Below are 25,445 nucleotides of genomic sequence, written 5' to 3' on the forward strand. Positions count from 1 at the left end.
CACGGCGGTGGTGACGTTGGCGATGTTGCGCACCTGCGCGGTGAGGTTGCCGCACATGGCGTTGACGCTGTCAGTGAGACCCTTCCAGGGGCCGGCGACGCCGGGCACGATGGCCTGGCCGCCAAGCTTGCCGTCGGTGCCGACCTCGCGCGCCACGCGCGTCACTTCGGAGGTGAACACGCCGAGCTGCTTGATCATGGTGTTGACGATGGTCGCCGACTGCAGGAATTCGCCGCGCAGGGGACGCCCATCGACGTCGAGCTTGACGGTCTGGAGCAGGTCGCCCTGTGCCACGGCTGCGACCGCGCGCGTCACCTCGCGGGTCGGCCACAGCAAATCGTCGATCAGCGTGTTGACCGAGCCTTCCATGTCGGCCCAGGAGCCGGAGGCCAGCCCGAACTTCACGCGCTGGCGCGTCTTGCCCTCGCGGCCCACCACCTGGCCGACCAGCTCGAGCTGCTGCGCCATGCGCTGATTGGCGGCGATGATGTCGTTGAAAGTGTCGGCGAGCTTGCCGTCGATGCCGAGATAGTCGCCGCTCATGCGCACGGAGAAATCGCCGTTGCGCATGGCCTGCAGGGCGAGCAGCAATTCTGCCCGGGAATCGGGCTCCGACATGCCGTTGGTTTTTGGCTTTGGAACGCGACGACCGGAACGTGATGCAGATCCGGGATCGAGGTCGCTCATAATTTGTCCCCCGCAGGCGTCGGCCGATTCCCAGGCAAGACGCGATTGTCAAAATAGAGCGTCAGCCAAATTCGAAATCAAGCGCCAACGTGACGGCGCCAGGAAGTGGAACCTGCTTTGCTCAGCCCGATTAACACAAGTGCGATCCCTCGGAATGGTTCCATCCGGTTCCCAGTTTTTCCGGGCGGAAGAGAAGATACGAGGCCGCTTTTGGGCCACCGTCATCTGCCTTCCGGAACGGAGCGCCGGGCGTGCCGTTAGCCCGCAGATACAGGGAGAGCGCACATGAAAGCAGGATTCGCCGTCATCGGCACAGTGATGTTGTTGGCTGGATCGGCGTTGGCGCAGGGCGGCGCGCCCAGCGGCCGTGGTGCCGTGACCGGCGATCCAGCCGCTAGCTCCGCCACCCCACGCGCGGACACACCAACCACGGGTACGTCGAGCCGGTCCAATCCTAGCGGTAGCGGCACGTCGAGTTCGGGCGGCAAGGATGACAATGGGGATGCCGGCCGAGACAAGATGCTGGAGGGTAACCGCAGCGCGCAGCCGGAGAGCCGGCAAAAGTAAGGGGCTACTTGGCAGTCCTACTTGTCTGCCATGGTGCGCTCGGCGTCCCTGACCTGTGAACGCAACATCGGGAGCTGCTCCCGCGCGAAGGCTGCAAGCGCGGCATTGTCGGGCGCCTTGAGATAGCGTTCGAGCAGCTCGATCACAGATTCATACTCGGGAATTTGCGCGGCATAGAAGCTTCTGACGAAAGTCGGTCCGTCCGAGGTTTCGGGCTCGACCAGGCTCGCGCTCGCCGGGGTTGTCTTTGTGACGCGCGGTTCGGTGCCGATCGCCTCCTGAATCTCCTTCAGGGCCTTGTCCCGCCGGGCCGCTTCTTCGGCGCGCAGGGCGGCGAGGTTCTTGACCTCGGCATTACCCTTGAGGTCGGTGCTCTCCAGCAGACCCTGCTGGAAGCGGCTGAAGCTGTAGAGGTCGCTGATGGTCTCGGTTGCGGTCGGCGTGCGGCCGGCCGGCCTTCGCTCCCCGGTGCTGTCGGCAAGCGCTGCAGTGCTGATGAACGCCAAAACTACCGCGAGAAGAATCCGCATGGATATCCAATGGCGGATGGCGGGCGAAGTTCCGCAGATGTTACGATCCGGTAAGGGCGGTTGCGACGCGACGGTTCCGTCCCCAATTCATATTGATGAAACAGTCCGAGATCTTCAGAGATAACGCCGATAACTGCCTCCAGCTCGCTGAGCGAGCTGAAGGACAGCCGTCACACAATCGTTTTTTGCGCATGGCGAACGCGTGGACGGCACTCGCCAACGAGCAGGATTGGCTCGATGGCGAGGTGCCGCCCGTTCCAGCCCGCATCCGTCAAAAGCAGGATGCGTAACGCTCTCGTTTCGTGGATCTGCGTGTGAGACTGCTCACGGACGGCAAGCAGGATCATTCATAATAGTCGATCGCGTTGATTTCCTATTCCGGGAGGTTTTTGCAATGGCTCCACGTCTGGCTCTTCTCTCGCTCATTCTCGCCTTTGGCGTGTCGGTCGCGTTCGCCACCGTGACGACGGTGCGGCAGGTGCATCATGAAAATGCATCGGGCCCGGTGCACTCGGCGCACAGTTAGCAGTCTGATCTCGCGGGTCGGAACCTTCGACGCTCCGGCGCGTAAGCGCTTCGAGACAGCAAAGAGGCGAGAGCTATCATGGCCCATTCCGACCAAGGCATCATCAGAGATCAGCGCGGTGAACAGCAGCCGCGGGACAAGCAGCGCGCGCAGACCGTACACAAGTCGGAGCCAAAGGGCTCGCCCTCTCGTGAGGCCACGCGCGATCCCAAGCTGAACGACAATAGCAAGACGCCCGGCTCCGGCATGGCGCCGGATGATTCCGGCGACGCGCCGAGCGGCTAATCCATAGGAACGAAACCGCTCGCAAAGAGTCGAGAGATTGCTTCCGGTTGTCATGCCCCCGGTGATCCGGAAGTAATCTCCAAGGACGGCCCCGGCACCCCGTGCCGGGGCCGTTTGCTTGAGCATCAGGCTGGACTAATCCTCGGCATCGCGCTGCGAATGGGGTTGCGTATGGCCGTCCGGGCCGCGGCCGAAAACTCCGAACCTGCTCGATTTGACATTCGCCCCTGCATCGACCGCTGCGGTGGCGAGTCCGAGCTTCAGGAGCTCGCGCACGGCTGCGGCTCGCGTCGGCATGCGATGTTTGAACCGGAAGTCATCCACCGCGGCCAGTTCTTCCGGTGATAGCATGACCTGAAGCCGCTCGGCGCGAAGGTCGTTCATGATCAATCACCCAAAATGAGCAAGTTGAGTAGTTTACTCAACGAACTCATTCGCCCGCGGTTCCACAAGATGCGGCTATGGCGCCAAGTTAGCAAAAAAATATAACAGAATCAATAAGTTATATGATGCAAAAGCCATTGGGCAGGGGTATGCTCCCGGCAAATGGGAGAGACGTCATGACGAGCGAAGTCAGATTGCCCCGCATACATATCGAAGACAGCGAGGCACCCAAGCCGGTGCGCCTCAGCCACCAGAAGGTCATCGAGCAGGTCGAGCGCTGGGCCAACAGCCCGGGCCTTCAACCGCCGAGATTGCAGCCGTCAACGCATGCCAAGGCGGGCTAGCGCTTCGCAAGGGAAGAGCCCTTGGCCGATAACGAATGGGCTGATCGGTGCGGTCTGCGGGAGACGATCCGCAGCTTGCGCCTGAGCCACCAGGCCAATACCGAAACGACGGCCCAGGCTATCAACGCGGCAGCGAAAGCGCCCGGAACGCTCGCGGCCACGGTGCAATGAAAGACGGCGGCGAATGCGACGAGGCCGATGCTTCCCCAGGCGGCGCCAGCTGCGTCGAGCGCGGCAGCCTCTTGCCCGCGGCGCGTGCCGCTGAGGCCGGCCTTCTCCTTGGTGCGGCGCTCATGGCTTTCGACCAGCGTCGCGCTCGCGCAGAAGATGGCGGGAAGCGCAAGGAACAGTCCGCCGACGGACACACCGAAGCGCGCTCCCAGAACCCCCGTGAGCACGGTCGCCAAGCCGCCGAGCAGGAAACGAATGCCGTATTCGTACCAGCGTGTCTGCTTCAGCGCGGAGAGCGACAGCTTGACCGGCATCAGGCCGCACCTCCAAAGCCGGCGAGCAGGCCGAAGGCAACCGCCAGCCACACGATCACAGCGAGGACGGTCGCGGGCAGCGCGGACACACGGTATCTGATCAGCAGATGGCAGACGACGACGCTGTAGCAGCCGAGCGCGACCGCGCCATAGATCATCGTCCAGCTTTCGGCCGCGGCATATTGCGGGCCGTGCTGGACAACGGCGATGCCGAGCGTCGCCAGTGCGACCGACGGTGCCGCGCCGAGCAACCCCGCAAAGCTTTTGGGTTTGAGCATATCCCCCAAGATCGCAAAAGCCGAGACGATGATGCCACCGGCGATGAAGCGCACGATATATTCGGTCACGGCTTTTCTCGTCGATTGACTTGCTTGCGAAACGATTGCGTCAGTGTCCATGGTCGCACGAGTCTCTCTACGGCCGCGCCCAGCGCAAAGCCTGCGACCACGTCGCTTGCCCAGTGCGCGAGCACCGCAATCCGTGTCAGCGACAGCGCGATCGCTGCCGTGCGCAGCAATCGGCCCGGCGTCTTCGGCAGCAAGCCCGCCGCCGAGGCAAGTGCGCCCATATGGACCGCGTGACCGGACGGGAAGGCGTCGCGCGCCTGTCCTGAGATGGGTACTCCATGTCGGTGTCCGCGTATGGTCAGCCGGTCTGGCCTGGTCTGATCGAATACGCATTTCAGGACATGCGGCAGGACGGCCGTCGCCAGCGACACGGCCAGAATGTGATTTGCCACGGGCCGCTGTTGCGGCTGCCGAATGTGAGTGTACAGCCACCCTGTTGCGGCCAGCGCGAGCAGCACGTGCTCGTCGGCGGCCCAGGTCAATGTCTGCGCCGTGTGCTCGACGCCTGAATTGGTGTGATCAGCGATCGTATCCGCGATCGCGGTGTCGATCCGGCTGGGTTTGACCTCTACCAATGCCATCGGTCTGCAAGCGTGATGTCCTTTGTGACAGTTTTGTAAAGCCGGGAGACAAAGAAGGTTCCTGGGCTTTGCCTCGTGGTATCAACCTGCAGCGCCGGACTACGGCTGTCCCGATCCACCCGCGGACCCATACACCTGGCCGGTCGCATAGCTCGCGTCGGCTGCGGCAAGCTGCACGTAAATCGAGGCCAGTTCGGCGGGCTGGCCGGGACGGCCGAGCGGCGTCATGCCGCCGAATTTTTCGAGCTTCTCCATAGTGGCGCCGCCGGAGACCTGGAGCGGCGTCCAGATCGGTCCCGGTGCGACGCCATTGACGCGGATGCCCTTCGGACCCAACTGCTTTGCCAGCGATTTGACATAGTTCATCGTCGCTGCCTTGGTCTGCGCGTAGTCGTAGAGCTCCGGCGACGGGTCGTACGCCTGCTCCGATGTCGTGCCGATGATGCACGAACCGGGCTTCAAATGCGGCAGCGCCGCCTTGATGATCCAGAACGGCGCATAGATGTTGGTCTTCATCGTCGCATCGAAATCTTCGGAGGAGACGTCGAGGATCGATTCGCGGCTCTGCTGGCGTGCGGCGTTGCAGACGATGATATCGAGGCCGCCCAGCCCCTGCGTGGCCTGCTCGACCAGCTTCTTGCAGAAAGCCTCATCCTTGAGGTCGCCGGGGATCGCGAGCCCGATACGCCCTTCCTTCTTGATCAGCGCGATAACGTCCTGCGCATCGGGCTCTTCCGCCGGTAGATAGTTGATGGCGACGTCGGCGCCTTCGCGCGCGTAGGCTATCGCAGCGGCGCGGCCCATACCTGAATCACCACCGGTGATCAGCGCTTTACGGCCAGCGAGCCGGCCGGAGCCCTTGTAGCTGGTCTCGCCGTGATCCGGAGGCGGCTCCATCTTGCCGGCGAGGCCAGGCCAGGGCTGCGATTGTTTTTTGAACGGCGGCTTTGGAAAGCGGGTGACGGGATCGACCAGTTTCTGCTCGGCCATTTTCTGCTCGGCCACGGAGGCGTCTCCTTTCGCTGTCGAAGAGGCCAGCGAAGCAGCAGCAAGCGTTGCGCTCGCCGCTTGGACGACGTGCCGGCGGGATACTGAAGTCTTGTCTGGATGCGTCATGACGGTCTCCGCGATATCGCGATCTCAATGCACGGAGAGAGGCATCGTTGCAAACGGGAGGACGCCGACCAGGAGGCCGGCGTCCTCGGAAGATGTTTACTTGGTCTGGCCGACGCTCGGCGCCTTGCCGAGCTCCTTGGCCATGTCGAGATGGTGCTTGAGCGCGGGCAGCGTCTTGCCGGCCCAATCCTTCAGGTCGGAATTGTCGCCGCCCTTGGCGTAACGCTCGAACAGCGAGACCGCGTCCTCGTGGGCACTGACCTGGTACGAGTTGTAATCCGAGCTGAAGTCCTTGCCATTCGCGCTCTTGAGCTTGTCGAGCTTGCTCTGATGCGAGCTGTCGAGCGCTGTCGGCAGGGTCGCCTGCACCTTGCCGCCGCTGACCAGGCCCTTCAGTTCGCTGCTGGTCTTGGTGTGGTCAGTCACCATCTGCTGCGCAAAAGTCTTCTCCTGCGCGTTGCCCTTCTGCTCGGCAAGTTTGCTCGATTCGATCTCGAACATGTCGCTGATGGCGACTTCCTTGACGAAGTCGGCGGTGGCAGGCGCGACGCCGAGCGCCGAGTTGACGCCGGTTTTCTCGCCGAGCGACTGGGCGAGTGCGGGGCCTGCGAGCAGCACGCAGGCAGCTGCGATGATGGTACGTTTCATGGTCCGATCCCTTTGAATGGGCGCGCAGCCTCTGGCCGCGCGACGTTGCGCCCACCAACACGCTGCATCGGCCGGAGTTCCTAACGGCTAATCCGTCGGTCTCCTCCCGCTCCGTGGGTTGATTGGGTCCGTCGGCTTGCGCCGAAGTCGTTCGGGCAGAAACGGCTCGGTCGGCGTGGCGGTGGCCTCGGCACGTACGTCTGCATGGCTTTGTGCCCGTTCATGCGGCGTCCGGTTGTCGTTGATCTGTCGCTTCACGTCGAGACCATCGACGGGATCGTTGACGCCGTGCTGGATATCGCGGAAATCGCTCATGCTTCACCTCATTCACTTCCAGGCAGGATCTTTGCCAGCACCTGCCGCGCCGCGCCCTTGATCACTCCGCTCTCGTTGGGATCGCCCTTCATCAGCGCAAGAGAGAAGTTCTTGGCCTGCTGCAAGGTGATGTGCGGCGGCAGCGGCGGCACTTCGGGGTCGGTCTTCACCTCCAGCACCACCGGCATCTCGCTCGCGAGCGCTTGGTCCCAAGCCGAGCCTAGCAGCTGCGGGCTGTCGACGTAGATGCCGGAGAGGCCGATCAGCTCGGCAAACCGCGAATAGGACACGTTCGGGATGCGCTGCGATGCCTCGAATTTCGGATCGCCGTTGATGATGCGTTGCTCCCAAGTCACCTGGTTGAGGTCTTCGTTGTTGAAGACGCAGACGATGAAGCGCGGATCCGTCCAGTCGCGCCAATATTTCGCGGCGGTGATCAACTCGGCCATGTTGTTCATCTGCATCGCGCCGTCGCCGACAAGGGCAATCACCGGCCGGTCGGAATGGGCGTATTTCGCGGCGAGCGCATAGGGCACCGCGGCACCCATCGAGGCGAGGCCGCCTGAGAGCGAGGCCGTCATGCCGCGGCGCATCTTCAGGTCGCGCGCGAACCAATTGGCGCAGGAGCCGGAATCGCTGGTGATAATGGCGCGGTCGGGCAGGCGCGGAGACAGCTCCCAGGTGACGAGCTGCGGATTGACCGGTGCTGCGGGCTGATGTGCCCGATCATCGAGCGTCTTCCACCATTTCGCGACGTCGTCCTGGATACCTTGGCGCCAGGCGCCGTCGTTCTTGGGTTTTAGTAGCGGCAGAAGGGCGCGCAGCGTCTCGGCGGCATCGCCGACGAGGCCGACCTCCATGGGAAAGCGGATCGACATCATGCTGGCGTCGATGTCGATCTGCACGCCGCGCGCCGCGCCTTCCTTCGGCAGGAATTCGGCATAGGGAAAGGCGGAGCCGACCATCAGCAGCGTGTCGCATTCCATCATCATGTTGTAGCTGGGCTCGGTGCCGAGCAGGCCGATCGAGCCGGTGACCCACGGCAGATCGTCGGGGAGCGCTGCCTTGCCGAGCAGCGCCTTGGCGCAGCCGGCGGACAAGCGGTCGGCGACCGCGATCACCTCCTCGGTGGCGTGGAGCGCGCCGGCGCCGATGAGCATCGCGACCTTCTTGCCGGCGTTGAGCACCTCGGCGGCGCGGTCGAGGTCAGCGTCACGAGGCTTGATGCTTGGCGCGCTATAGCCGATGCCGGAGTGTAGGGTGCCGTGAGCGCGCGGCGGATCCTCGTAGGGCTCCTCCTGGATATCGTTGGGCAGGATGATCACCGTTGGCGTCCGCCGAGCCAACGCGATCCGGATCGACCGATCGATCAGATGCCGGATCTGCGCCGGCGAGGATGCTTGCATGACGTAGGCGCCAGCCACGTCCTTGAACATCGAGACCAGATCGAGTTCCTGCTGATAATGTCCGCCCAGTGCATTGCGTGCCTGCTGACCGACGATCGCGAGCACCGGCTGGTGATCCAGCAGGGCATCATAGAGCCCGGTGATCAGATGCGAGGCGCCGGGGCCCGAAGTTGCGATACAGACCCCGATCTGGCCCGAGAACTTCGCATAGGCCGTCGCCATGAAGGCGGCCATTTCCTCGTGCCGCGCCTGGACGAAACCGATCTTGCCCTCAGCGCGCTGGAGGGCGCCGAATACGCCGTTGATGCCGTCGCCGGGATAGCCAAAGAGGTGGCGCACGCCCCATTGATGCAGACGTTGAACGATGAAGTCGGAGACGGTCTGGGACATCGAGGGCGGCCCTTCGTTTTCCGGTATTTGGTTTCCGGGATTTGAAGCTGAGAGAACCGCCCGTTTCCGGCGATGTTCCTCAAGTCTGACGGAACATGCCGGAACGATCGCGCACCTCATCGGGTTGTCTCCACACTGGCTGAGTGGAGAATTGAGATGTTGAATCAGGGTGAACTGGACCGAGACGAAATGGGTCGGTTGATCGGTAGCGACAAGGTCGAGGGAACATCGGTCTACGGCGCCGATCGCAACAAAATCGGCTCGATCGAACGCGTGATGATCGACAAGGTCAGCGGCAAGGTGTCCTACGCCGTGCTCGGCTTCGGCGGATTTCTGGGCCTCGGCAACGACCATTATCCGCTGCCGTGGCAGTCGCTGAAATACGACACGGAGCTCGGCGGTTACGTCACGGGCATCACCACCAAGGAACTGGAAGGCGCGCCGAAATACGGCGAACGGAGTGATTGGAACTGGGGTGATGACGCCGCGGTTCGCGGCATCAACTCGTATTACGGCGTCCCCTTCGCGTAAGCGTTTCCGCCGAAAGGAAGCTCGATGAGCAAGGAACGGCCTAACGACGATCCTCGGCAGCAGAGCGACTGGGGGTCGCACAAGCAGACGGACAAGCCCTGGAAGGGCACTCCGGAAAAGGAGCAGGGATCGGACGAGGTGAAGCCCGATCTCGAGAAGTGGCACGCGACGAAGACGCACTGACTCCTGGTGCATTTCCCGTGAGAGGCGTGCGCGGCACCCAGTGTGCCGCGCTCGCTTTTTGGGCAGGCGTTCACGAACGCGATGGTGCTCGCAACACAAGCGGAACCATGATCAGGAGTTGCAGTTGGGCTCGCGGCGCGTGTGCCGGCTTTGGCGGCTCTGCCGCCAGTGTGATCCCCAAGAAAGGTGTTCACCGTGGATGCTCAAACACGGGAGCGTGGACCGTCCGCGGAGCAGCCGCAGAGGGCGAAGGAAGCTCCGAAGACATCTCCTGATCAGGCCCCCGACGCCGAGGACTCGAAACCGGCGCAGGCGCCGTCGCTGCGAGACCGGATTCGCGAGCATTGGTTGATGGCAAGCGTTGGCGCGATCGTCTTGTTCGCGGCGCTGATCGGCGGATTGCTCTATTGGCTTCAGATACGCCACTATGAATCCACCGACGATGCCTTCGTCGCCGCGCGCAGCTTTTCCGTGGCCTCCAAGGTCGGCGGCTACGTGACCGACATCCCGGTCACGGACAACCAGCATGTCAACGCCGGGGACCTTCTCGCCAAGATCGACGAGCGCGACTATCGCATCGCCATCGATCAGGCCAATGCGCAGGTCGCGGTCGCCAGGGCGAACATCGCCAATGTCGAGGCGCAGATTGTTTCGCAGCAGGAGCAGATCAAGCAGGCGGAGGCGCAGCTCGAACAGGCCCAGGCCCAGCTTCAGTTCTCGCAGGAAGAATTCGCGCGCGCCCAGGATTTGGTCGAGAAGGGCGCCGGCACAGTGCAGCGCCAGCAGCAGACCCGCTCCGATCTTCAGGCGCAGCAGGCCAACACTGAACGCGCGAAGACTGCGGTTACGGCCGCGCAAGTCGGCATCAAGACGCTGCAGGCGCAGCTTGAGGGCGCCCGGGCGCAGCTCGAGCAGTCGCAGGCGCAGCTCGATCAGGCCAAGCTGAACCTGCAATACACCAGTGTCGTTGCGGCGCAGTCCGGCCGCGTCGTCAAACTCAGCGGCGCGAAGGGCACCTTCGTCAATGCGGGCCAGAGCCTGATGATGTTCGTGCCCGACGAGGTCTGGATCGTCGCCAACTACAAGGAGACGCAGCTCAACGACATGCGGCCGGGCCAGCCGGTCGAGATCCGCATCGACGCCTATCCCGGGCGCAAGCTCACCGGCCATGTGGAGTCCGTGCAGCCGGGCTCCGGCACCGCGTTCAGCCTGCTGCCGGCGGAGAACGCCACCGGCAATTACGTCAAGGTGGTACAGCGCGTGCCGGTGAAGATCGTGGTCGACAGCTGGCCGGCCGATTTGCCCGTTGGTCCCGGCATGTCGGTCGTACCCTGGACCAGGGTGCGATGACCGACACGGCGCAGGGCGGCGCGTCCGCGGGCGGCTGGTCGCCCGAGCGCTCGGCGGCGGGCGGTCATAATCCCTACCTCATCGCATTCGTCGTCTCGATCGCGACCTTCATGGAGGTGCTCGACACCACCATCGCCAACGTCGCCTTGCGCCACATCGCCGGTGGGCTCGCCGTCGGCATCGACGAGAGCACCTACGTCATCACCAGCTATCTCGTCGCCAACGCCATCGTGCTGTCGATCTCGGGCTGGCTGTCGACCGTGATCGGTCGCAAGCGCTTCTACATGATCTGCGTTGCGATCTTCACGGTCTCCTCGCTTTTGTGCGGCTTCGCCTGGAATTTGCAGGCGCTGGTGCTGTTCCGCATCCTTCAGGGCCTTGGCGGCGGCGGCATGGCGACCAGCGAGCAGGCGATCCTCGCCGACTCCTTCCCGCCGCACAAGCGCGGCCAGGCCTTCGCGATCTACGGCGTCGCGGTCGTGGTCGCGCCCGTGGTCGGTCCGACGCTCGGTGGCTGGATCACCGACACCTACACCTGGCACTGGGTGTTCCTGATCAACGTTCCCATGGGATTGCTGTCGCTGTTCCTGGTCGGCACACTGGTCAAGGAGCCCTCGAGTGCGGAGGAGGAGAGGGAGAAGCTGCTGAGCAAGGGCCTGCGGGTTGACTATGTCGGCTTCCTGCTGGTCGCGATCGGGCTCGGCTCGCTCGAATACGTGCTCGACGAAGGCCAGCGCAGCGACTGGTTCGGCTCGAACATGATCGTGTTCTTCGCGATGCTTTCAGCCATTTCGCTTCTTGCGCTGATCCCGTGGGAGCTGACGCGCGAGGATCCCATCGTCGATCTCCGCCTGCTCGGCCGCCGCCAGTTCGCCGCCTGCTTCCTGGTCATGCTTGCGACCGGCGCGGTGCTGATCTCGACGACGCAGCTTTTGCCGCAACTGCTCCAGAGCGATTTGAACTACACCGCCATGCTGGCCGGTCTCGCACTGTCACCGGGCGGAATCGCGACCCTGGTGCTGATGCCGGTGGTGGGGCGTCTCGTCAGCAGCGTGCAGCCGAAATACCTCATCATGTTCGGTGCTACCATCGTCGCGTTCTCGATGTGGCATCTCACGGGTCTCACCGGCGACATCACCTATGGCTATGCCGCGATGTCGCGCATCTTCCTCGCGCTCGGTCTGCCTTTCCTGTTCCTGCCGGTCACGACGGCGTCCTATGACGGCGTGCCGCCCGACAAGACCAACCAGGCCTCGGCGCTGATCAACGTCGCCCGCAATATCGGCGGCTCCATGGGCGTCGCGCTGGCGCAGACAATTCTGGCGCAGCGCCAGCAATTCCACCAGAGCCGCCTGATCGAGCACGCCGCGCCGTCGGACCTCGGCTATCAGCAGACCATCGAGACGATGACCCGCTTCTTCCAGGCTCAGGGCTCGAATGCCAGCGATGCGGCCTCGCAGGCGGTCGCCTGGGTCGGCCGCACTTTGCAGCACCAAGTCGATTTGCTCGCTTATATCGACGTGTTCTGGACGCTCGCGATCATCGCGGTGCTGATGATCCCGACCGCCGCGGTGCTGCGCCCGATCAAGCTGGGCGCTCCCGCGCGGGGGCATTGAGCCAATGGCCGTTCGGAGAGAAATGGTGACCGCGGCGCAAAAGTCCGGCTAGACTGCTCCGAACGTCAAGCAAAAGCCCGGGAGGTAATTTAAGTGAAGACGGCGATCACCGAACTGTTCGGCATCGGGCACCCCATCATCCAGGGCGGCATGCATTTCGTCGGCTTTGCCGAGCTGGCGGCTGCCGTCTCCAATGCCGGCGGGCTCGGCATCATCACCGGTCTCACCCAGAAGACGCCGGAACTGCTGGCAAAAGAGATCGCACGCTGTCGCGATATGACCGACAAGCCGTTCGGCGTGAACCTCACCTTCCTGCCGACCTTCGCCGCGCCGCCTTATCCGGAGTACATCGCCGCCATCGTCGAAGGCGGCATCAAATCCGTGGAGACCGCCGGCCGCAGCCCGGAAGCCTACATGCCCGCGCTGAAGGCCGCCGGTATCAAGGTCATCCACAAATGCACCTCGGTGCGCCACTCGCTGAAGGCCGAGCGCATCGGATGCGACGCCGTCAGCGTCGACGGCTTTGAGTGCGGCGGCCATCCCGGCGAGGACGACATTCCCAACATGATTTTGCTGCCGCGCGCGGCGGAGGAATTGAAGATTCCGTTCGTCGCGTCCGGCGGCATGGCCGACGGCCGCAGCCTCGTCGCGGCGCTGTCGCTAGGGGCGGCCGGCATGAACATGGGCACGCGCTTCATCGCCACCAAGGAAGCCCCGGTGCATCAGAACGTCAAGAATGCGCTGGTCGCGGCGACCGAGCTCGACACCCGCCTGATCATGCGCAGCCTGCGCAACACCGAGCGCGTCCTGAAGAACGCTAATGTCGACCGCCTGCTCGAGATCGAACGCGAGAAGGGCGACAAGCTGAAGATCGACGACATCCACGACCAGGTCGCGGGCGTCTATCCCAGGATCATGCTGGACGGGCAGATGGACGCGGGCGCGTGGAGCTGCGGCATGGTCGCAGGCCTTATCCACGACATCCCCACCTGCAAGGAACTCGTCGACAGGATCATGGCTGAGGCGGAAACCATCATCCGCACCCGTCTGATGGGGTTTCTTGAAGAGACGGGTGCACCGCGAAAGGTCGCCTGACACCGCCAAACTTCTTAACCACGGCGGCAGTTGACCGCTGGAATTGCGCGCGACGCCTCCTAAATAGAGGTAAATTACCTCTTAACAATCAATTTCAGGAGGCGTCCGTGATTCCAAAGAGCGCTCCTTTTGCAATGGCCGTTGCCCTCGTGCTCACATGGGGCGGCGTCGCGCGCGCTGACGACTACAAACCCAGTGAATATCTCGGCCTCGATCTTTCGAAGGCGGTGTTGTCGCCGAAGCGGCTCGGGCCCGAAACCCAGTTCGCGCCGGTCGCGCTGGAGGCGCGCGGCGGCAACGAGGCGCAGGCGCGCGCCGAGCCGGTCGACGTGCCGAAGAAGGTCGCTGCCGAACGCGTGCGCGTGTCGGAGCCGAAGGTCGTCGTGCACGCCAAGCCCGCGCAGCCACGCGGCGCGGCGCGCACCAAGCTCGCGCATCGCCACGGCAATCCCCTCGACGCGCAGGCGATGGACACCCGTATCCAGACCTGGCCGTGCCGCAGCGGCGGCATCTGCAACTGGAAGCATTAGGTTCAGCTCCGAGCCGTCATCCGCACGTCGTAAAACCGTAGGCGCGCGGTCAAGGAACCGTAAGCCGGGGGTCAAACGACGCAGGCACCTTCCGTCGCTAGTCGACGAAGGTTTCCTGAATGGTAGCGCTCCGCGCCTCGCGCGCCTGGACCCGGCGGCAATTCCTGGTCCGTTCCACCTCGAGCCTCGCCGTTGCCGCGCTCGCAACGCCGCATCTCAGCCGCGCCGCGGATCGTCCGCAGATCGCAGGCGGCATCCAGTCCGGCGACGTCTCGGATGGCTCCGCCGTGATCTGGGCGCGCGCCGACAGGCCGGCGCGGATGCGGGTGGATTATTCATCCGTGGAAAGCTTCAAGACCGTCATCGCGTCGGCTTCGCGCGATGCGTCGCCCGATGCCGACTTCACCTCGAAACTGCTGCTGGACGGTCTGCCGCCCGGGCAGGACATCTTCTATCGTGTGCGCTTCGACGACATCGCGACCGGCATCGCCGGCGAAAGCCGCATCGGCCATTTCCGCACTGCGCCGGCTGCCGGCCGGTCGATCTCGTTCCTGTGGTCCGGTGATACCGCGGGGCAGGGCTGGGGCATCGACACATCGCGCGGCGGCTACCGCAGCTATCGCACCATGCTCGACAATCGCCCCGACTTCTTCATCCACTCCGGCGATCACATCTATGCCGACTGCACGATCCCCTCCGAGCAGAAGCTGCCGAACGGCGAGATCTGGCGCAATGTCGTGACCGAGGAGAAATCCGAGGTCGCGCACACGCTGGCGCAGTTCCGCGGCAACTACAAATACAACCATCTCGACGAGCACTTCCGCGCCTTCCACGCCGAGGTGCCGATGCTCGCGCAATGGGATGACCACGAGGTCACCAACGACTGGTCGCCGACCGGCAGTTATGACGGGGCAGGTCATGAGGATGACGGCACCCCGCGCCTGGTCGCGCGCGCCCGCCGCGCGTTCTTCGACTTCATGCCGATCCGCGACATCGGCGCGCGAAAGGGGCGGGTCTATCGCAAGATCGCCTATGGCCCGCTGCTCGACGTCTTCATGATCGACATGCGCAGCTATCGCGACGAGAGCTGGAACAAGGGCGACGATCACCGCGGCTGGATCCTGGGCGCAGAACAGCTCGCCTGGCTGAAGCGTGAGCTCGCGGCGTCGCGCGCGACCTGGAAGATGATCGCGGCCGACCTGCCGATCGGGCTGGTCAGTCTCGATGCGGTCGCGCTGGGTAGTGGGCCGCCCGACCGGCGCGAGCACGAGATCGCCGATCTTCTCGCGTCCATCAAGCACGCCGGACTCCGCAACATCGTCTGGCTCACCGCCGACGTGCATTACACCGCCGCGCATTATTACGATCCGAACAGGGCGCAATTCCAGGAGTTCGAACCGTTCTGGGAGTTCGTCTCGGGGCCCTTGCATGCCGGCACCTGGGGGCCGGGCGAGCTCGACGATACCTTTGGTCCGGTCGCGATGTACCAGAACGGGTGCAGCGAGGCGCAGGGCGAAAACCTCGCGCCCTGTTTCGGACTGCAGTTCTTCGGCAAGGTCGACATCGATGGCCGGACTGGCGTGATGACAGTGACGCTGAAGGACGTCGACAACCGGGACCTCTGGTCGGTCGATATCGAGCCGCAGCCGCAGGCGCGTCCAGCCGTCGTGGCGCAGCATTCCTGAGGGACGCTAACCCGATCTTGATTGGCCGCATTGCGCCTGCCGCGCTATGCCGTCCATTCCCGCCACCTCTTTTCCATCCCCAAGGAGTCTGCTCACGCAGCATCGCTGCTGGCCTCCGGCGGGCTGAACGATGTCAGGAGCCTTTTCATGGATCATCTCAAGACACAGGGCATCAGCATGCCCAAGCTCGGCCTCGGGACCTTCCGCATGCAGGGCGATGCCTGCCGCGCGGCAGTCGAGAGCGCGCTGTCGATCGGCTATCGCCATATCGATACCGCCGAGATGTACGGCAACGAGGAATCGATCGGCGCCGCGCTCGCCGCGGCCCGGCTGCCCCGGGGCGAGCTGCACGTCACGACAAAGGTCTGGCACGAGAACCTCAGCCCCGACGCCATTCGCCGCGCTTTCGACGCCAGCCTGAAGAAGCTGCGGCTCGACCATGTCGAGCTCTATCTCGTGCACTGGCCGTCCAAGGCGGCGAACTGGGGCGCGGTGTTCGAGACCTTGATGAAGCTGAAGGAGGAGGGGCGCACGCGGGCGATCGGCGTCGCCAACTTCACCACGGCGCTGCTGAAGATCGCGGTCGAGGACATCAAGGCGCCGATCGCCTGCAATCAGATCGAATATCACGCCATGCTCGATCAATCGAAGGTGCTGGCCTATCTCGACGCCAAATCGATCCCGCTGGTCGCCTATTGCCCGCTGGCGCAGGGACGCATCGCGTCAGACGGGGTGCTGGCCGAGATCGGCGCGAGGCACAATGCAACCGCCGCGCAGGTCGCGCTGAAATGGCTGCTCGACCAGGACGGTGTCGCCGCGATCCCGAAAGCCTCACGCCGAGAGAGCCAGCAGGCCAATCTCGACGCGCTGAAGATCACCCTCGATGATGCCGACCGCAACAAGATCGCCGCGCTGCCGAAGGACAGGCGCTGCGTCAATCCCGGCTTCGCGCCGGCATGGGACTGACCTCGCCGAACGTTTCGTGCAAGCAAAGAAATGGCCCCGCGAGGGGCCATTTCCATATTGCGTTGCGCATTAGTCCCAATGATGGCGGTGACCACGCTTGATCACGACCACGCGGTCGCGATGGCGCCAGCCGCGATGCCAGCCGTGATCGCGATGCATGCCGTATTCGGCGCGGGCACCATACATGCCGTGATGATGACCTCCGCGCTTGATCACCACCGTCTCCGCGCTGGCGAGCGTCGGCAGTGCAACCGCGAGCGCGCCGACAGCGGCAAGCACATAACCAATCTTCTTCATGATGTCCTCCTCCAATGGAATGCAAATCTAAACGGCGCATTCGCGGGAACGTTCCGGAGGAATCGCAGGAGATTTCTGAACGCCTGTTCAGGTGGGTTAATCGCAGCGCTGTTGTGGAGGTGTTGACGCGCCGGTCGCGACGTATTTGCCGTCCCTGATCGTGTACTCGCCGCGCTCGCTGCGATTGTAGATTGCGCGCAAGCTGCCTTGCTTCGAAAGGAGCAGGCCAAACTCGCGCGTCTGCTGCAGCGATGGGAAGTACACCATCACATTGAGCATGCCGTCGGCGCTGACCGTCGCCGATACCACTTCGTTTTCGTCCTTGGTCTCGCCGAAATTGCGCCGGTACATCACCCTTCCGTCCGTGCGGATCTCGTAAATCAAGAGCGCGCCCTTGTCGCGGTCGGGCCGGACCGCGCAGTCGACCGCCCATGAGCCGAGCAGGCCCCATTGCTCGACGGTCGCCGCAAGCGACTCGGCACCGGCCGCGGGCGTGAACGCAACCCACAGCACTGCTGCCGCGATCCAGCGGTTCAAACAACGCCTCATGTTCTGAAAAGCCCCACCTCCGAATGATTCCGAAGTGTAGCATTCCGCACGCGATCGTCCACGCTGACCGCCATTCGCGCGCGAATTTGATCCGCGTCAATGAGGCCGGCCGCTTCCGGGGTAGGATGGCGCTCCCGAAGGCGAAATTGGATAGACCGATGCTGAATCAAGTCAGGGATTTCGCAGGCGAGGTGCTGCCCGGGAGCTGCGCCGTGCCGCCTTATTCCGAGAGCGCGTTTCTGGCCGAGCTGGGCGACCGCTTGAAGTCCTCGCGCATGCGCTGCGTCCTGTCGCGGCGGGAGCTCGCCCGCCGCTCCGGGATTTCCGAGCGCTACATCGCCCAGATCGAGGCCGGCAAGGGCAACGTCTCGATCGTGCTGCTGCTGCGGCTGGCCTCCGCGATCCACGGCAGCCAGCCTCAGATCGTCTGAAGGCTCAGGCTCGCTTCTCCACATTGGCGCTGCGGGCCGGCACGCCGAACTCCTTGCGGCAGATCTCGGCCAGCACGGCGACACCCTCGCGAATCTGCTGATGCGAGGGGCTCGCAAAGCACAGCCTCAGTCGCGATCTGGAATGGTTCTTGTCAGTCGACCATTCCGACCCCGGATTGATCGAGACGCCGGCGGCAAGCGCGGCCTGATACAGCTTTAGCGTATCCACCTGATCGGGCAGCTTCACCCAAAGGAAGATGCCGCCCTTCGGCTCCTCGAACTCGGCTGCCGTCCCGAACTGCTCGTTGACGGCCTCCATCAGCGTGTCGAGCTTGGTGCGTAGCGCCTTGGTCAGCGCCGGCACGTGGGTCGAGAAATGCGGCTTGCAATAGGCAGCGAGCACCATCTGCTCCAGCGCGCCGGAGCCGGCGTCCGTCTTCAGCGCCAGCATCCGCGACATCACATCCCAGGGCGCCACGATGAAGCCGACGCGCAGCGCGGGCGCGATCGACTTCGAGAACGAGCCGATATGGATGACGCCGCCGTTCCGGCTCATCGCATGGATCGCCGGCGGCCGCTGTCCTGACCAGACCAGATCGGCATAGCAATCGTCCTCGAAGATGGGCACGCCGTAGTCCGCTGACAGCCGCAACAGCTCGGTGCGGCGTCCCTCCGGCATGATGCTGCCGGTCGGGTTCTGCACGGTCGGAATGGTGTAGATGTATTTCGGCCGGATGCCGCGGCCCTTGAGGTCGGCCAGCGTCGTGGCCAGCACGTCCATGCGCATGCCGTCCTTATCGAGGGGAATGCCAACAACGTTGACCCCGAGCCGCGCCAGGCGGGTCAGCGAGCCCTGATAGCTATCCTGCTCGAAGATCACGGTATCGCCGCGCGTCAGCAGCGTGGCGTTGACGAGGTCGAGCGCCTGCAGCGAGCCGGAGACGATCAGGAGATCGTCGACCGTGCAGTTGATGCCGGCATCGCGCTTGAGTTTTGTCACCAGGAATTCGCGCAAGGGCAGATAGCCCTGGGGACCATGTGCAAGCCCGTAAGTGGCGAGCGAGCGGCCTTCGCGTTGCAGAGCCAGGTTGGCCGCCTCGATCAGATGATCGAGCGGCACCTGCTCGGAGTCGTTATTGCCGCCGACAAAACTGTATTTGGCGAGGCCCGTCCAGCGCGCAGAGGGGGCCGGCAGCCCTGCGGGAAACAGGGGCGCAAAATCGAAGCTGGACGTCATGGGAGCGTTCCTCGTTCTATTCTTGTCAGGCTGCCGGCTTTGCGCCGGTCAGTCGTGCTTCTTGCTTATTTCTTGCCAACCGTCCGGGTCGGACGGCCCTGGCTGATGAAAGCGTAATGCGCATTGGCGACGCCGCCAACCATCAAGGCCTCGACGGCAGGCTCGGCGATCTCGCTTGTTGCGGCCCAATCGACGAGGAAATTGGCTCCGGTCCCGCCGCGTACGTCGTCGGTCGGAATGAAGATCGAGACGGTGGCGAGGGGCTTCAACGCGACGGGTGCCTTCAGATAGCTCTCGACCTGCTTGCCCGCGGTGTCGAAATAGGCGATGCGTTTGACCACCAGTGCTTGCGTCTCGGAGGCGTTGTGCACGCTCAGGGTCACCGAGAAGTCGACGCGCAGCTTGCCCTGGCTCATCGCGACGCTGGAATAGGCGGGCACGTAGAACCCGCCGGAGACGGCGAGTTCTTCTTTTGGCAGTGCGGTGAGGGAATCGGCAAAGCTTTGTTCGATATTGACCTTGGATTGAGCGGCCGCGGGGACGGAGCAGGCGAGGGGGCATAGCAGCATTGCAATGGCGAGCCCCATCCGCATGTGACGAATTGCTCGCTTGCCGCGCCGCACTCGATCACTAGGGTGCGGCAAAACGGACCAATCTGGCATGCACGAGCTCATTCGCGACATCACTCTCTGTATCCTGTTTGCCTGGATGCTGGGCCTGCTTGCCCACTTCTCCAGGCAACCGCTGATCCTGGCCTACCTTATCGCGGGCTTCTGCATTGGTCCATTTGGCGCCGGCTGGGTCAAGTCGCAGGAATCGATCAGCGTCATCTCCGAACTCGGCCTGATCTTCATGCTGTTCATGATCGGCCTGGAGATCGACCTGAAGAAGATCGTGCGGGCGGGAAAGGTCATCCTGTTCGCGGCGGGCGGCCAGCTCCTCGGCGGCTGCCTGCTCGGGGCGCTGTTCTTCGTCGGCATCGGCCTGTCGCTCGGTGGGGGCCAGTTCGACGCGGTTTATCTCTGCGTCGCCTGCGCGCTGTCGAGCACCGTCATCATCGTCAAGGTGCTCTACGAGAAGCGCGAGCTCGACACGCTGCCGGGCCGCATCACCCTCGGCGTGCTGGTTCTCCAGGACATCTTCGCGATCCTGTTCCTGGCGGTGCAGCCGAGCCTCGCCAATCTGGAAATCAGCGTCATCCTGCTCTCGATCGGCCGCGTCGCCGTACTGGTCGCCGCGGCACTGCTGGTGAGCCGCTACGTGCTGCCGCGCCTGTTTCACCAGATCGCCCGCCGCCCCGAGCTGATCCTGCTCGGCGCGCTCGCCTGGTGCTTCCTGGTCGCCGAGACCGCCGAGCGGCTGTCGCTGTCGCGCGAGATGGGCGCCCTGATCGCCGGCGTCTCGCTCTCGACCTTTCCCTACGCGCTCGACGTCACGGCCAAGGTCACCACGCTGCGCGATTTCTTCATCACGCTGTTCTTCGTCGCGCTCGGCATGACCATTCCCGTGCCCGGCCTCTCCGTGATCGGGCTTGCCCTGATGATCGCGGCGTTCACGGTGGTGAGCCGCCTCGTCACCACCTTCGTCCCGCTCTATCTAATGAAGCAGGGCCTGCGCGCCAGCCTGTTGCCGGCCCTGAATCTCGCGCAGATCTCCGAGTTCTCGCTGGTGGTGATCCAGACCGGCGTGGCCGACCATCACATCGCAGCCCAGACGGCGAATGCGGCCTCCTTCGCCTTCGTGGTGCTGGCGGTGCTCTCGACCTTCGTGATGACCCGCAGCGATGAGATCACCCGCTGGGCAATCGGTCCCCTGAAGCGGATCGGCCTGCGCGATCTCGACCACGGCAATGGCCAAGGCGAGGAAGGGCACGAAGGCCATGGCGAGGCGCGCCGCATCGTCATCCTCGGCTTTTTCCGTGCGGCGAGCGCGCTGCTTGCCGAGATCGAACGGCAGGCACCGGTGCTGCTCGAGCAGATCACCGTGATCGACTTCAACCCCAATGTGTACCAGACGCTGCTTTCGCGCGGCCTGCATGTGATCTATGGCGATATCAGCAGCGCCGACACGCTGCTCCATGCCGGCGTCGGCAAGTCCGAGATGATCATCCTCAGCGTACCGGATGCGCTTCTGAAGGGGGCCAGCAACGAGAAGCTGGTCCGCCACGTCCGCACCCTCAACCCGACCGCCATGATCATTGCCACGGCCGATCTGTTGTCGGATGTGGACGAACTCTACGCGGCTGGCGCCAGCTATGTCACCGTGACCCGGCTCAGCGACGCCCACGAGTTGTTCACGGTGATCGAGGCCGCCCAAGCCGGCCTGTTGGCCGACAAGCGTGCCGAACTCGATCAGCGGCTTGGCGAGCGGCGCGAGGTGCTGCCCTGACCGCGCTAGGCCGGCTTCTCACCGGGCTTTTCCGCGCCCATATCTCTGGAATGCCCGGTGCAAGCCGCCCGTCGGGCAGGGCTGCGGTCCGGCATATGCGGTTGCGCCGGGGACACTAGCGCCCCGGCCCAAGTCCGGCTAAGCCTCCGGGCCATAACCGTCAGAGATTGGGAAATGCCGGATAACGTCCAGGAAGTCTTGCAGGCCTTTGCCCGGGGTGAGCTCGTGGTCGTCACCGACGACGATGACCGCGAGGGCGAGGGCGATCTGATCGTCGCCGCCTCGTTCTGCACCGCCGAGAAGATGGCATTCATCATCCGCCACACCTCCGGCATCGTTTGCGCGCCGATCACCACCGAAGATGCGCGCCGCCTGCGGCTCGATCCGATGGTGGCCCACAACGATTCCGCGCACACCACCGCATTCACGGTCTCGATCGACTACAAGCCCGACGGCGGCACCGGCATCTCGGCCGAGGAGCGCGCCTCGTGCTGCCGCGCGCTGTCCAATCCCAACGCTGGTGCCAACGATTTCGCCCGTCCCGGCCACATCTTCCCGCTGATCGCCAAGGACGGCGGCGTGCTGCTGCGCTCCGGTCATACCGAGGCCGCGGTCGATCTGTGCAAGCTCTCCGGCCTGCCGCCAGTCGGCGTCATCAGCGAGTTGATGAATGACGACGGCAGCGTAATGAAGGGCGAGCAGGTCGCCCGCTTCGCCGCCCAGCACAAGCTCAAGCACGTCACCATCGCCGACATGATCGCCTACCGCCAGGTGCGCGAGAAGCTGATCGAGCGGGTCTCGACCTTCGTCACCGAAAGCCCGATCGGGCCGCTTCAGGGCTATGCCTACCGCTCGCCGTTCGATTCCATCGCCCACGTCGCCTTCGTCTATAACGGCGTCGGCGACGGCAAGAACGTCCTGACACGCTTCCACAAGCCGAACATCGTCAAGGACATCTTCACCGGCCACAAGCGCATGGCGGCGGTGCTCGAGCACTTCAAGACATCGGGCCGTGGCGTTCTGGTCTATCTGCGCGACGGTGCCGCCGGTGTCCCCGTGGCGCCGCTGCCCGATGAGAGCGCGACCGAGGCTGACCGCAACCGGCAGTGGCGTGAAGTCGGCGTCGGTGCACAAATCCTGCGCGATCTCGGCGTCACCTCGATCCGGCATCTCACCTCCTCCGTGCACGACTACAAGGGTCTTTCGGGCTTCGGCATCGAGATCGTCGCCAACGAGCTGCTCGAAAGCTAGCGCTGTCATCCCGGGGTGCGCGAAGCGCATCCCCCGAGGCGCGCCTCGCAGGTCCCCGGGATTCACGCAGACCCGATCATCTGCAACGCAATTGCACTTGTTGCCGCGGCGCTTTACGTTGTCGGGCAAATTTTGACGGAACCAGACGAAAGGACGTTTCATGACCGCGCGCCCTCAGGCCAAGGACAAGCCGGCTTCGGCTTCTTTCCAGTGGGACGATCCGTTCCTGCTCGACGAGCAGCTCACCGAAGACGAGCGCATGGTGCGCGACACCGCGCGCGCCTACGCCCAGGACAAGCTGCTGCCGCGCGTCGCCAAGGCCTATCTCGAAGAGAAGACGGATCGCGAGATCTTCAACGAGATGGGCGAACTCGGCCTGATCGGCATCACGTTGCCGGAGGAATATGGCTGCGCCAATGCAGGCTATGTCGCCTATGGTCTCGTCGCGCGCGAAATCGAACGGGTCGATTCCGGCTACCGCTCGATGAACTCGGTACAGTCGTCGCTGGTGATGTATCCGATCTACGCCTATGGCGACGAGAACCAGCGCAAGAAGTACCTGCCGAAGCTCGCCAGCGGCGAGTGGGTCGGCTGCTTCGGGCTGACCGAGCCTGACGCCGGCTCCGATCCAGCCGGCATGAAAACCCGCGCCGAGAAGGTCTCGGACGGCTATCGCCTGACCGGCAGCAAGATGTGGATCTCGAACGCGCCGATCGCCGACGTGTTCGTGGTCTGGGCCAAGTCGGCCGCGCACGACAACCAGATCCGCGGCTTCGTGCTGGAGAAGGGCATGAAGGGCCTGTCGGCACCGAAGATCGGCGGCAAGCTGTCGCTTCGCGCCTCCATCACCGGCGAGGTCGTGATGGACGGCGTCGTGGTTCCGGAAGACGCGCTGCTGCCCAACGTCTCCGGCCTGAAGGGCCCGTTCGGCTGCCTCAACCGCGCCCGCTACGGCATCTCCTGGGGCGTGCTCGGCGCGGCCGAGGACTGCATGCACCGTGCCCGCCAGTATACGCTCGACCGCAAGCAGTTCGGCAAGCCGCTCGCTGCGACCCAGCTCGTGCAGAAGAAGCTCGCGGACATGCAGACCGAGATCGCGCTGGGCCTTCAGGGCTCGCTCCGCGTCGGCCGCCTGATGGACGAGGGCAAGTTCGCGCCCGAGATGATCTCGATCATGAAGCGCAACAACTGCGGCAAGGCGCTCGACATCGCCCGCGTCGCGCGCGACATGCACGGCGGCAACGGCATCTCGATCGAGTATCACGTGATGCGCCACGTCCATAACCTCGAGACCGTCAACACCTACGAGGGCACCCACGACGTCCACGCCCTGATCCTGGGCCGCGCGATCACGGGCATTCAGGCGTTTTTCTAGGCACGTATTCCGTGGCCGTCGTTTTGCTCAGCTGTCATCGTCCGCGAAAGCGGACGATGACAGTATCCCAGAGACCTCGCCTTCGCCACCGGCGCCACGGCGTACTGGATACCCGCCTTCGCGGTGTATGACGGCGAGGGTTGGGGCTGCAGTGCACAGGAAGTCCCATGTCCGACAACGACGACGTCCCGTTCAACCGCGACTTTCCGCTGAAGCCCGGCATCGTCGAGGAGGTCCGCCCCGGTGTGCGGCGCGTGCTCTGTAACAATCCGAGCCCGTTCACTTTCACCGGCACGGTCAGCTACATCGTGGGCCGAGGCAATGTCGCGATCATCGATCCCGGTCCGGATGACGAGGCGCATGCGGCGGCGCTGCTCGATGCTGTCAGCGGCGAGACGGTGAGCCATATCTTCGTCACCCACACCCACCGCGACCATTCCCCGAACACCGCGCGGATCAAGCGGGCGACCGGCGCGCCTGTTTACGCCGAAGGCCCGCACCGCGCCTCGCGCCCACGTTTCGAGAGCGAGAAGCACAATCCGGAATCCGGCGCCGATCGCGACTTCGCGCCCGATATCAGGATCGCCCATGGCGACGTGGTCGAAGGCAACGGCTGGCGGCTCGAGGCCGTGGCGACACCTGGCCATACCGCCAATCACCTTGCGTTTGCCTGGCCCGAGCAGAAATTCAACTTCGTCGGCGATCACGTGATGGGGTGGTCGACCTCGATCGTAGCGCCGCCCGACGGCTCGATGATCGACTACATGGAATCGCTGGATCGTCTCGCCGCGCGCGAGGAGGATGTGTATTTCTCCGGCCACGGCCCCGAAATTCCGGACGGTCCGCGGTTCGTGCGCTTCCTGATCCGTCATCGCAAGGCGCGCGAGGCCTCCATCCTGCACCGCCTCGCCAAGGGCGAGACCGATATCCCGACCATGGTCCGGGCGATCTATATCGGCATCGATCCAAGGCTCACCACCGCGGCGGGCTACTCCGTGCTGGCGCATCTGGAGGATCTGGTCGCCCGCGGCGTGGTGGCGACGGATGGCGATCCTGTGATCGGCGGGACCTATCGGATGGCGAACGCCTAGCGTTCCGTCACTTCTTCACAGTTTTCGCCGGCGCCTTCGGCGGCGCCACCGGCGTCTTCTTCACCGGCTTGAGTGCGTCGGCATCGGCGGCGGTGTTGAGATCGTCGATGAATTTCTTCACGCGCGCGGCGTTGCTGCCGAGGTCGCTCTCGAAATAGCGCGAGGCGGAGCGGATATCGACGCGGGAATCCTCGCCGTCGGGCACGACGCGGATCGCGATGTCCTCGCGGAACCCCATGATCGGCGAGCGCGCCACCGC

The 25,445-nt window shown here is 64.1% G+C and carries 32 protein-coding genes and 1 pseudogene; 18 read left to right on the forward strand and 15 right to left on the reverse strand.

All coding sequences use genetic code 11. From position 1 onward, the window contains the following. Nucleotides 1-687: pseudogene (locus IVB47_RS29650) on the reverse strand (hybrid sensor histidine kinase/response regulator); the annotation flags it as partial. Between the two features lie 285 nt (nucleotides 688-972). Here IVB47_RS29650 and IVB47_RS29655 point away from each other — a divergent pair. Further along, nucleotides 973-1,254 (forward strand): hypothetical protein, encoded by a 282-nt coding sequence (locus IVB47_RS29655; protein WP_247356935.1) that lies wholly within the window; start codon nucleotides 973-975, stop codon nucleotides 1,252-1,254. Between the two features lie 17 nt (nucleotides 1,255-1,271). On the opposite strand, the gene IVB47_RS29660 is transcribed toward IVB47_RS29655, so the two are convergent. Then, nucleotides 1,272-1,784 carry a DUF4142 domain-containing protein gene (locus IVB47_RS29660; RefSeq protein WP_247356934.1) on the reverse strand — a complete coding sequence of 171 codons (513 nt, stop codon included), beginning with the start codon at nucleotides 1,782-1,784 and terminating at the stop codon, nucleotides 1,272-1,274. 95 nt (nucleotides 1,785-1,879) lie between these two features. On the opposite strand from IVB47_RS29660, the gene IVB47_RS29665 reads away from it, so the two are divergent. The 3 genes from IVB47_RS29665 to IVB47_RS29670 all read left to right on the forward strand — a co-directional run bounded on the left by IVB47_RS29665 (nucleotide 1,880) and on the right by IVB47_RS29670 (nucleotide 2,595). Continuing rightward, the gene (locus IVB47_RS29665; RefSeq protein WP_027516515.1) at nucleotides 1,880-2,074 is read left to right on the forward strand and encodes a hypothetical protein; all 195 of its coding nucleotides are present in this window, start codon (nucleotides 1,880-1,882) and stop codon (nucleotides 2,072-2,074) included. A gap of 104 nt (nucleotides 2,075-2,178) precedes the next feature. Further along, on the forward strand, nucleotides 2,179-2,310 hold the full coding sequence (locus IVB47_RS35455) for a hypothetical protein (protein WP_256467934.1): 132 nt from the start codon (nucleotides 2,179-2,181) through the stop codon (nucleotides 2,308-2,310). Nucleotides 2,311-2,388: 78 nt separating this feature from the next. Then, nucleotides 2,389-2,595, forward strand: coding sequence for a hypothetical protein (locus tag IVB47_RS29670; protein WP_007594775.1), 207 nt, complete (start codon nucleotides 2,389-2,391; stop codon nucleotides 2,593-2,595). A gap of 135 nt (nucleotides 2,596-2,730) precedes the next feature. Here IVB47_RS29670 and IVB47_RS29675 read toward each other — a convergent pair whose 3' ends face one another. After that, nucleotides 2,731-2,979 carry a hypothetical protein gene (locus IVB47_RS29675; protein WP_247356933.1) on the reverse strand — a complete coding sequence of 83 codons (249 nt, stop codon included), beginning with the start codon at nucleotides 2,977-2,979 and terminating at the stop codon, nucleotides 2,731-2,733. A 176-nt stretch (nucleotides 2,980-3,155) separates the two neighbouring features. On the opposite strand from IVB47_RS29675, the gene IVB47_RS29680 reads away from it, so the two are divergent. Then, nucleotides 3,156-3,323 carry a hypothetical protein gene (locus IVB47_RS29680; protein ID WP_247291039.1) on the forward strand — a complete coding sequence of 56 codons (168 nt, stop codon included), beginning with the start codon at nucleotides 3,156-3,158 and terminating at the stop codon, nucleotides 3,321-3,323. Here the strand turns inward: IVB47_RS29680 and IVB47_RS29685 are convergent. The 7 genes from IVB47_RS29685 to IVB47_RS29715 form a co-directional block, all read right to left on the reverse strand. Beyond that, nucleotides 3,320-3,808: a DUF3147 family protein gene (locus tag IVB47_RS29685; protein WP_247399780.1), complete on the reverse strand. Its 489-nt coding sequence runs from the start codon at nucleotides 3,806-3,808 to the stop codon at nucleotides 3,320-3,322. The genes IVB47_RS29680 and IVB47_RS29685 overlap by 4 nt on opposite strands. Beyond that, nucleotides 3,808-4,155 (reverse strand): DUF3147 family protein, encoded by a 348-nt coding sequence (locus tag IVB47_RS29690; protein WP_027568683.1) that lies wholly within the window; start codon nucleotides 4,153-4,155, stop codon nucleotides 3,808-3,810. Before IVB47_RS29690 ends, IVB47_RS29685 begins: the two co-directional genes overlap by 1 nt. Beyond that, on the reverse strand, nucleotides 4,152-4,736 hold the full coding sequence (locus tag IVB47_RS29695) for a phosphatase PAP2 family protein (protein ID WP_247466739.1): 585 nt from the start codon (nucleotides 4,734-4,736) through the stop codon (nucleotides 4,152-4,154). Before IVB47_RS29695 ends, IVB47_RS29690 begins: the two co-directional genes overlap by 4 nt. A gap of 99 nt (nucleotides 4,737-4,835) precedes the next feature. Continuing rightward, the gene (locus tag IVB47_RS29700; RefSeq protein ID WP_247291424.1) at nucleotides 4,836-5,726 is read right to left on the reverse strand and encodes an SDR family oxidoreductase; all 891 of its coding nucleotides are present in this window, start codon (nucleotides 5,724-5,726) and stop codon (nucleotides 4,836-4,838) included. Between the two features lie 222 nt (nucleotides 5,727-5,948). Beyond that, nucleotides 5,949-6,500 (reverse strand): DUF4142 domain-containing protein, encoded by a 552-nt coding sequence (locus tag IVB47_RS29705; protein ID WP_027516522.1) that lies wholly within the window; start codon nucleotides 6,498-6,500, stop codon nucleotides 5,949-5,951. Nucleotides 6,501-6,587: 87 nt separating this feature from the next. Beyond that, entirely contained in the window at nucleotides 6,588-6,815 is a 228-nt protein-coding gene (locus IVB47_RS29710) for a hypothetical protein (RefSeq protein WP_027568687.1), read from the reverse strand. 8 nt (nucleotides 6,816-6,823) lie between these two features. Beyond that, on the reverse strand, nucleotides 6,824-8,611 hold the full coding sequence (locus IVB47_RS29715; protein WP_247466742.1) for a thiamine pyrophosphate-requiring protein: 1,788 nt from the start codon (nucleotides 8,609-8,611) through the stop codon (nucleotides 6,824-6,826). Nucleotides 8,612-8,767: 156 nt separating this feature from the next. Between IVB47_RS29715 and IVB47_RS29720 the strand changes: the two genes are divergently transcribed. The 8 genes from IVB47_RS29720 (at nucleotide 8,768) to IVB47_RS29755 (ending at nucleotide 16,567) form a co-directional block, all read left to right on the forward strand. Beyond that, nucleotides 8,768-9,142, forward strand: a complete 375-nt coding sequence (locus IVB47_RS29720) for a PRC-barrel domain-containing protein (RefSeq protein ID WP_027568689.1) — start codon at nucleotides 8,768-8,770, stop codon at nucleotides 9,140-9,142. A gap of 24 nt (nucleotides 9,143-9,166) precedes the next feature. Beyond that, nucleotides 9,167-9,325 (forward strand): hypothetical protein, encoded by a 159-nt coding sequence (locus IVB47_RS29725; RefSeq protein WP_007594751.1) that lies wholly within the window; start codon nucleotides 9,167-9,169, stop codon nucleotides 9,323-9,325. A 195-nt stretch (nucleotides 9,326-9,520) separates the two neighbouring features. Beyond that, nucleotides 9,521-10,675: an HlyD family secretion protein gene (locus IVB47_RS29730; RefSeq protein ID WP_247466745.1), complete on the forward strand. Its 1,155-nt coding sequence runs from the start codon at nucleotides 9,521-9,523 to the stop codon at nucleotides 10,673-10,675. After that, nucleotides 10,672-12,291, forward strand: coding sequence for a DHA2 family efflux MFS transporter permease subunit (locus IVB47_RS29735; RefSeq protein WP_247356924.1), 1,620 nt, complete (start codon nucleotides 10,672-10,674; stop codon nucleotides 12,289-12,291). Before IVB47_RS29730 ends, IVB47_RS29735 begins: the two co-directional genes overlap by 4 nt. Nucleotides 12,292-12,384: 93 nt before the next feature. Continuing rightward, the gene (locus IVB47_RS29740) at nucleotides 12,385-13,386 is read left to right on the forward strand and encodes a nitronate monooxygenase family protein (protein WP_247466748.1); all 1,002 of its coding nucleotides are present in this window, start codon (nucleotides 12,385-12,387) and stop codon (nucleotides 13,384-13,386) included. Between the two features lie 107 nt (nucleotides 13,387-13,493). Next, nucleotides 13,494-13,916, forward strand: coding sequence for a hypothetical protein (locus IVB47_RS29745; protein ID WP_247466750.1), 423 nt, complete (start codon nucleotides 13,494-13,496; stop codon nucleotides 13,914-13,916). A gap of 119 nt (nucleotides 13,917-14,035) precedes the next feature. Then, entirely contained in the window at nucleotides 14,036-15,601 is a 1,566-nt protein-coding gene (locus IVB47_RS29750) for an alkaline phosphatase D family protein (RefSeq protein WP_247466752.1), read from the forward strand. A gap of 147 nt (nucleotides 15,602-15,748) precedes the next feature. Continuing rightward, entirely contained in the window at nucleotides 15,749-16,567 is an 819-nt protein-coding gene (locus IVB47_RS29755) for an aldo/keto reductase (protein WP_247466754.1), read from the forward strand. Nucleotides 16,568-16,636: 69 nt separating this feature from the next. On the opposite strand, the gene IVB47_RS29760 is transcribed toward IVB47_RS29755, so the two are convergent. Both IVB47_RS29760 and IVB47_RS29765 read right to left on the reverse strand, forming a co-directional pair. Continuing rightward, a complete protein-coding gene (locus tag IVB47_RS29760; RefSeq protein WP_247466757.1) occupies nucleotides 16,637-16,864 on the reverse strand; it encodes a hypothetical protein in 228 nt (75 codons plus the stop codon). A gap of 96 nt (nucleotides 16,865-16,960) precedes the next feature. Continuing rightward, nucleotides 16,961-17,413 carry a hypothetical protein gene (locus IVB47_RS29765; protein ID WP_247466760.1) on the reverse strand — a complete coding sequence of 151 codons (453 nt, stop codon included), beginning with the start codon at nucleotides 17,411-17,413 and terminating at the stop codon, nucleotides 16,961-16,963. Between the two features lie 158 nt (nucleotides 17,414-17,571). On the opposite strand from IVB47_RS29765, the gene IVB47_RS29770 reads away from it, so the two are divergent. After that, nucleotides 17,572-17,844: a helix-turn-helix domain-containing protein gene (locus IVB47_RS29770; protein WP_018456224.1), complete on the forward strand. Its 273-nt coding sequence runs from the start codon at nucleotides 17,572-17,574 to the stop codon at nucleotides 17,842-17,844. A gap of 4 nt (nucleotides 17,845-17,848) precedes the next feature. Here IVB47_RS29770 and IVB47_RS29775 read toward each other — a convergent pair whose 3' ends face one another. Together IVB47_RS29775 and IVB47_RS29780 are read right to left on the reverse strand one after the other, a co-directional pair. Then, the gene (locus IVB47_RS29775) at nucleotides 17,849-19,081 is read right to left on the reverse strand and encodes a PLP-dependent aminotransferase family protein (RefSeq protein WP_247466763.1); all 1,233 of its coding nucleotides are present in this window, start codon (nucleotides 19,079-19,081) and stop codon (nucleotides 17,849-17,851) included. A gap of 65 nt (nucleotides 19,082-19,146) precedes the next feature. Next, nucleotides 19,147-19,674 (reverse strand): DUF3124 domain-containing protein, encoded by a 528-nt coding sequence (locus IVB47_RS29780; protein WP_247466766.1) that lies wholly within the window; start codon nucleotides 19,672-19,674, stop codon nucleotides 19,147-19,149. Between the two features lie 67 nt (nucleotides 19,675-19,741). On the opposite strand from IVB47_RS29780, the gene IVB47_RS29785 reads away from it, so the two are divergent. The 4 genes from IVB47_RS29785 to IVB47_RS29800 all read left to right on the forward strand — a co-directional run bounded on the left by IVB47_RS29785 (nucleotide 19,742) and on the right by IVB47_RS29800 (nucleotide 25,186). Beyond that, complete coding sequence (locus IVB47_RS29785) at nucleotides 19,742-21,469, forward strand: cation:proton antiporter (protein WP_027568699.1); 1,728 nt, start codon at nucleotides 19,742-19,744, stop codon at nucleotides 21,467-21,469. A 174-nt stretch (nucleotides 21,470-21,643) separates the two neighbouring features. Next, the gene (gene ribB, locus IVB47_RS29790; RefSeq protein WP_027568700.1) at nucleotides 21,644-22,720 is read left to right on the forward strand and encodes a 3,4-dihydroxy-2-butanone-4-phosphate synthase; all 1,077 of its coding nucleotides are present in this window, start codon (nucleotides 21,644-21,646) and stop codon (nucleotides 22,718-22,720) included. Nucleotides 22,721-22,880: 160 nt separating this feature from the next. Continuing rightward, nucleotides 22,881-24,095: an acyl-CoA dehydrogenase gene (locus tag IVB47_RS29795; protein WP_007594720.1), complete on the forward strand. Its 1,215-nt coding sequence runs from the start codon at nucleotides 22,881-22,883 to the stop codon at nucleotides 24,093-24,095. A 167-nt stretch (nucleotides 24,096-24,262) separates the two neighbouring features. Continuing rightward, the gene (locus tag IVB47_RS29800; protein WP_247466768.1) at nucleotides 24,263-25,186 is read left to right on the forward strand and encodes an MBL fold metallo-hydrolase; all 924 of its coding nucleotides are present in this window, start codon (nucleotides 24,263-24,265) and stop codon (nucleotides 25,184-25,186) included. A gap of 7 nt (nucleotides 25,187-25,193) precedes the next feature. Here IVB47_RS29800 and IVB47_RS29805 read toward each other — a convergent pair. Then, nucleotides 25,194-25,445, reverse strand: a 252-nt coding sequence (locus tag IVB47_RS29805) for a DUF1499 domain-containing protein (RefSeq protein ID WP_247466771.1), incomplete at its 5' end; no start/stop codon positions are given.

The sequence above is a fragment of the Bradyrhizobium sp. 62 genome (assembly GCF_023073035.1).
GTDB lineage: Bacteria > Pseudomonadota > Alphaproteobacteria > Rhizobiales > Xanthobacteraceae > Bradyrhizobium.

What these genes read in the sequence shown, in the direction of transcription:
- IVB47_RS29655 (WP_247356935.1), top strand. Translation starts at nt 973, where the DNA reads ATGAAAGCAGGATTCGCCGTCATCGGCACAGTGATGTTGTTGGCTGGA.
- IVB47_RS29660 (WP_247356934.1), bottom strand. Translation starts at nt 1,784, where the DNA reads ATGCGGATTCTTCTCGCGGTAGTTTTGGCGTTCATCAGCACTGCAGCG.
- IVB47_RS29665 (WP_027516515.1), top strand. Translation starts at nt 1,880, where the DNA reads ATGAAACAGTCCGAGATCTTCAGAGATAACGCCGATAACTGCCTCCAG.
- IVB47_RS35455 (WP_256467934.1), top strand. Translation starts at nt 2,179, where the DNA reads ATGGCTCCACGTCTGGCTCTTCTCTCGCTCATTCTCGCCTTTGGCGTG.
- IVB47_RS29670 (WP_007594775.1), top strand. Translation starts at nt 2,389, where the DNA reads ATGGCCCATTCCGACCAAGGCATCATCAGAGATCAGCGCGGTGAACAG.
- IVB47_RS29675 (WP_247356933.1), bottom strand. Translation starts at nt 2,979, where the DNA reads ATGAACGACCTTCGCGCCGAGCGGCTTCAGGTCATGCTATCACCGGAA.
- IVB47_RS29680 (WP_247291039.1), top strand. Translation starts at nt 3,156, where the DNA reads ATGACGAGCGAAGTCAGATTGCCCCGCATACATATCGAAGACAGCGAG.
- IVB47_RS29685 (WP_247399780.1), bottom strand. Translation starts at nt 3,808, where the DNA reads ATGCCGGTCAAGCTGTCGCTCTCCGCGCTGAAGCAGACACGCTGGTAC.
- IVB47_RS29695 (WP_247466739.1), bottom strand. Translation starts at nt 4,736, where the DNA reads ATGGCATTGGTAGAGGTCAAACCCAGCCGGATCGACACCGCGATCGCG.
- IVB47_RS29700 (WP_247291424.1), bottom strand. Translation starts at nt 5,726, where the DNA reads ATGGCCGAGCAGAAACTGGTCGATCCCGTCACCCGCTTTCCAAAGCCG.
- IVB47_RS29705 (WP_027516522.1), bottom strand. Translation starts at nt 6,500, where the DNA reads ATGAAACGTACCATCATCGCAGCTGCCTGCGTGCTGCTCGCAGGCCCC.
- IVB47_RS29710 (WP_027568687.1), bottom strand. Translation starts at nt 6,815, where the DNA reads ATGAGCGATTTCCGCGATATCCAGCACGGCGTCAACGATCCCGTCGAT.
- IVB47_RS29715 (WP_247466742.1), bottom strand. Translation starts at nt 8,611, where the DNA reads ATGTCCCAGACCGTCTCCGACTTCATCGTTCAACGTCTGCATCAATGG.
- IVB47_RS29720 (WP_027568689.1), top strand. Translation starts at nt 8,768, where the DNA reads ATGTTGAATCAGGGTGAACTGGACCGAGACGAAATGGGTCGGTTGATC.
- IVB47_RS29725 (WP_007594751.1), top strand. Translation starts at nt 9,167, where the DNA reads ATGAGCAAGGAACGGCCTAACGACGATCCTCGGCAGCAGAGCGACTGG.
- IVB47_RS29735 (WP_247356924.1), top strand. Translation starts at nt 10,672, where the DNA reads ATGACCGACACGGCGCAGGGCGGCGCGTCCGCGGGCGGCTGGTCGCCC.
- IVB47_RS29750 (WP_247466752.1), top strand. Translation starts at nt 14,036, where the DNA reads ATGGTAGCGCTCCGCGCCTCGCGCGCCTGGACCCGGCGGCAATTCCTG.
- IVB47_RS29755 (WP_247466754.1), top strand. Translation starts at nt 15,749, where the DNA reads ATGGATCATCTCAAGACACAGGGCATCAGCATGCCCAAGCTCGGCCTC.
- IVB47_RS29760 (WP_247466757.1), bottom strand. Translation starts at nt 16,864, where the DNA reads ATGAAGAAGATTGGTTATGTGCTTGCCGCTGTCGGCGCGCTCGCGGTT.
- IVB47_RS29765 (WP_247466760.1), bottom strand. Translation starts at nt 17,413, where the DNA reads ATGAGGCGTTGTTTGAACCGCTGGATCGCGGCAGCAGTGCTGTGGGTT.
- IVB47_RS29770 (WP_018456224.1), top strand. Translation starts at nt 17,572, where the DNA reads ATGCTGAATCAAGTCAGGGATTTCGCAGGCGAGGTGCTGCCCGGGAGC.
- IVB47_RS29775 (WP_247466763.1), bottom strand. Translation starts at nt 19,081, where the DNA reads ATGACGTCCAGCTTCGATTTTGCGCCCCTGTTTCCCGCAGGGCTGCCG.
- IVB47_RS29780 (WP_247466766.1), bottom strand. Translation starts at nt 19,674, where the DNA reads ATGCGGATGGGGCTCGCCATTGCAATGCTGCTATGCCCCCTCGCCTGC.
- IVB47_RS29785 (WP_027568699.1), top strand. Translation starts at nt 19,742, where the DNA reads ATGCACGAGCTCATTCGCGACATCACTCTCTGTATCCTGTTTGCCTGG.
- ribB (WP_027568700.1), top strand. Translation starts at nt 21,644, where the DNA reads ATGCCGGATAACGTCCAGGAAGTCTTGCAGGCCTTTGCCCGGGGTGAG.
- IVB47_RS29795 (WP_007594720.1), top strand. Translation starts at nt 22,881, where the DNA reads ATGACCGCGCGCCCTCAGGCCAAGGACAAGCCGGCTTCGGCTTCTTTC.
- IVB47_RS29800 (WP_247466768.1), top strand. Translation starts at nt 24,263, where the DNA reads ATGTCCGACAACGACGACGTCCCGTTCAACCGCGACTTTCCGCTGAAG.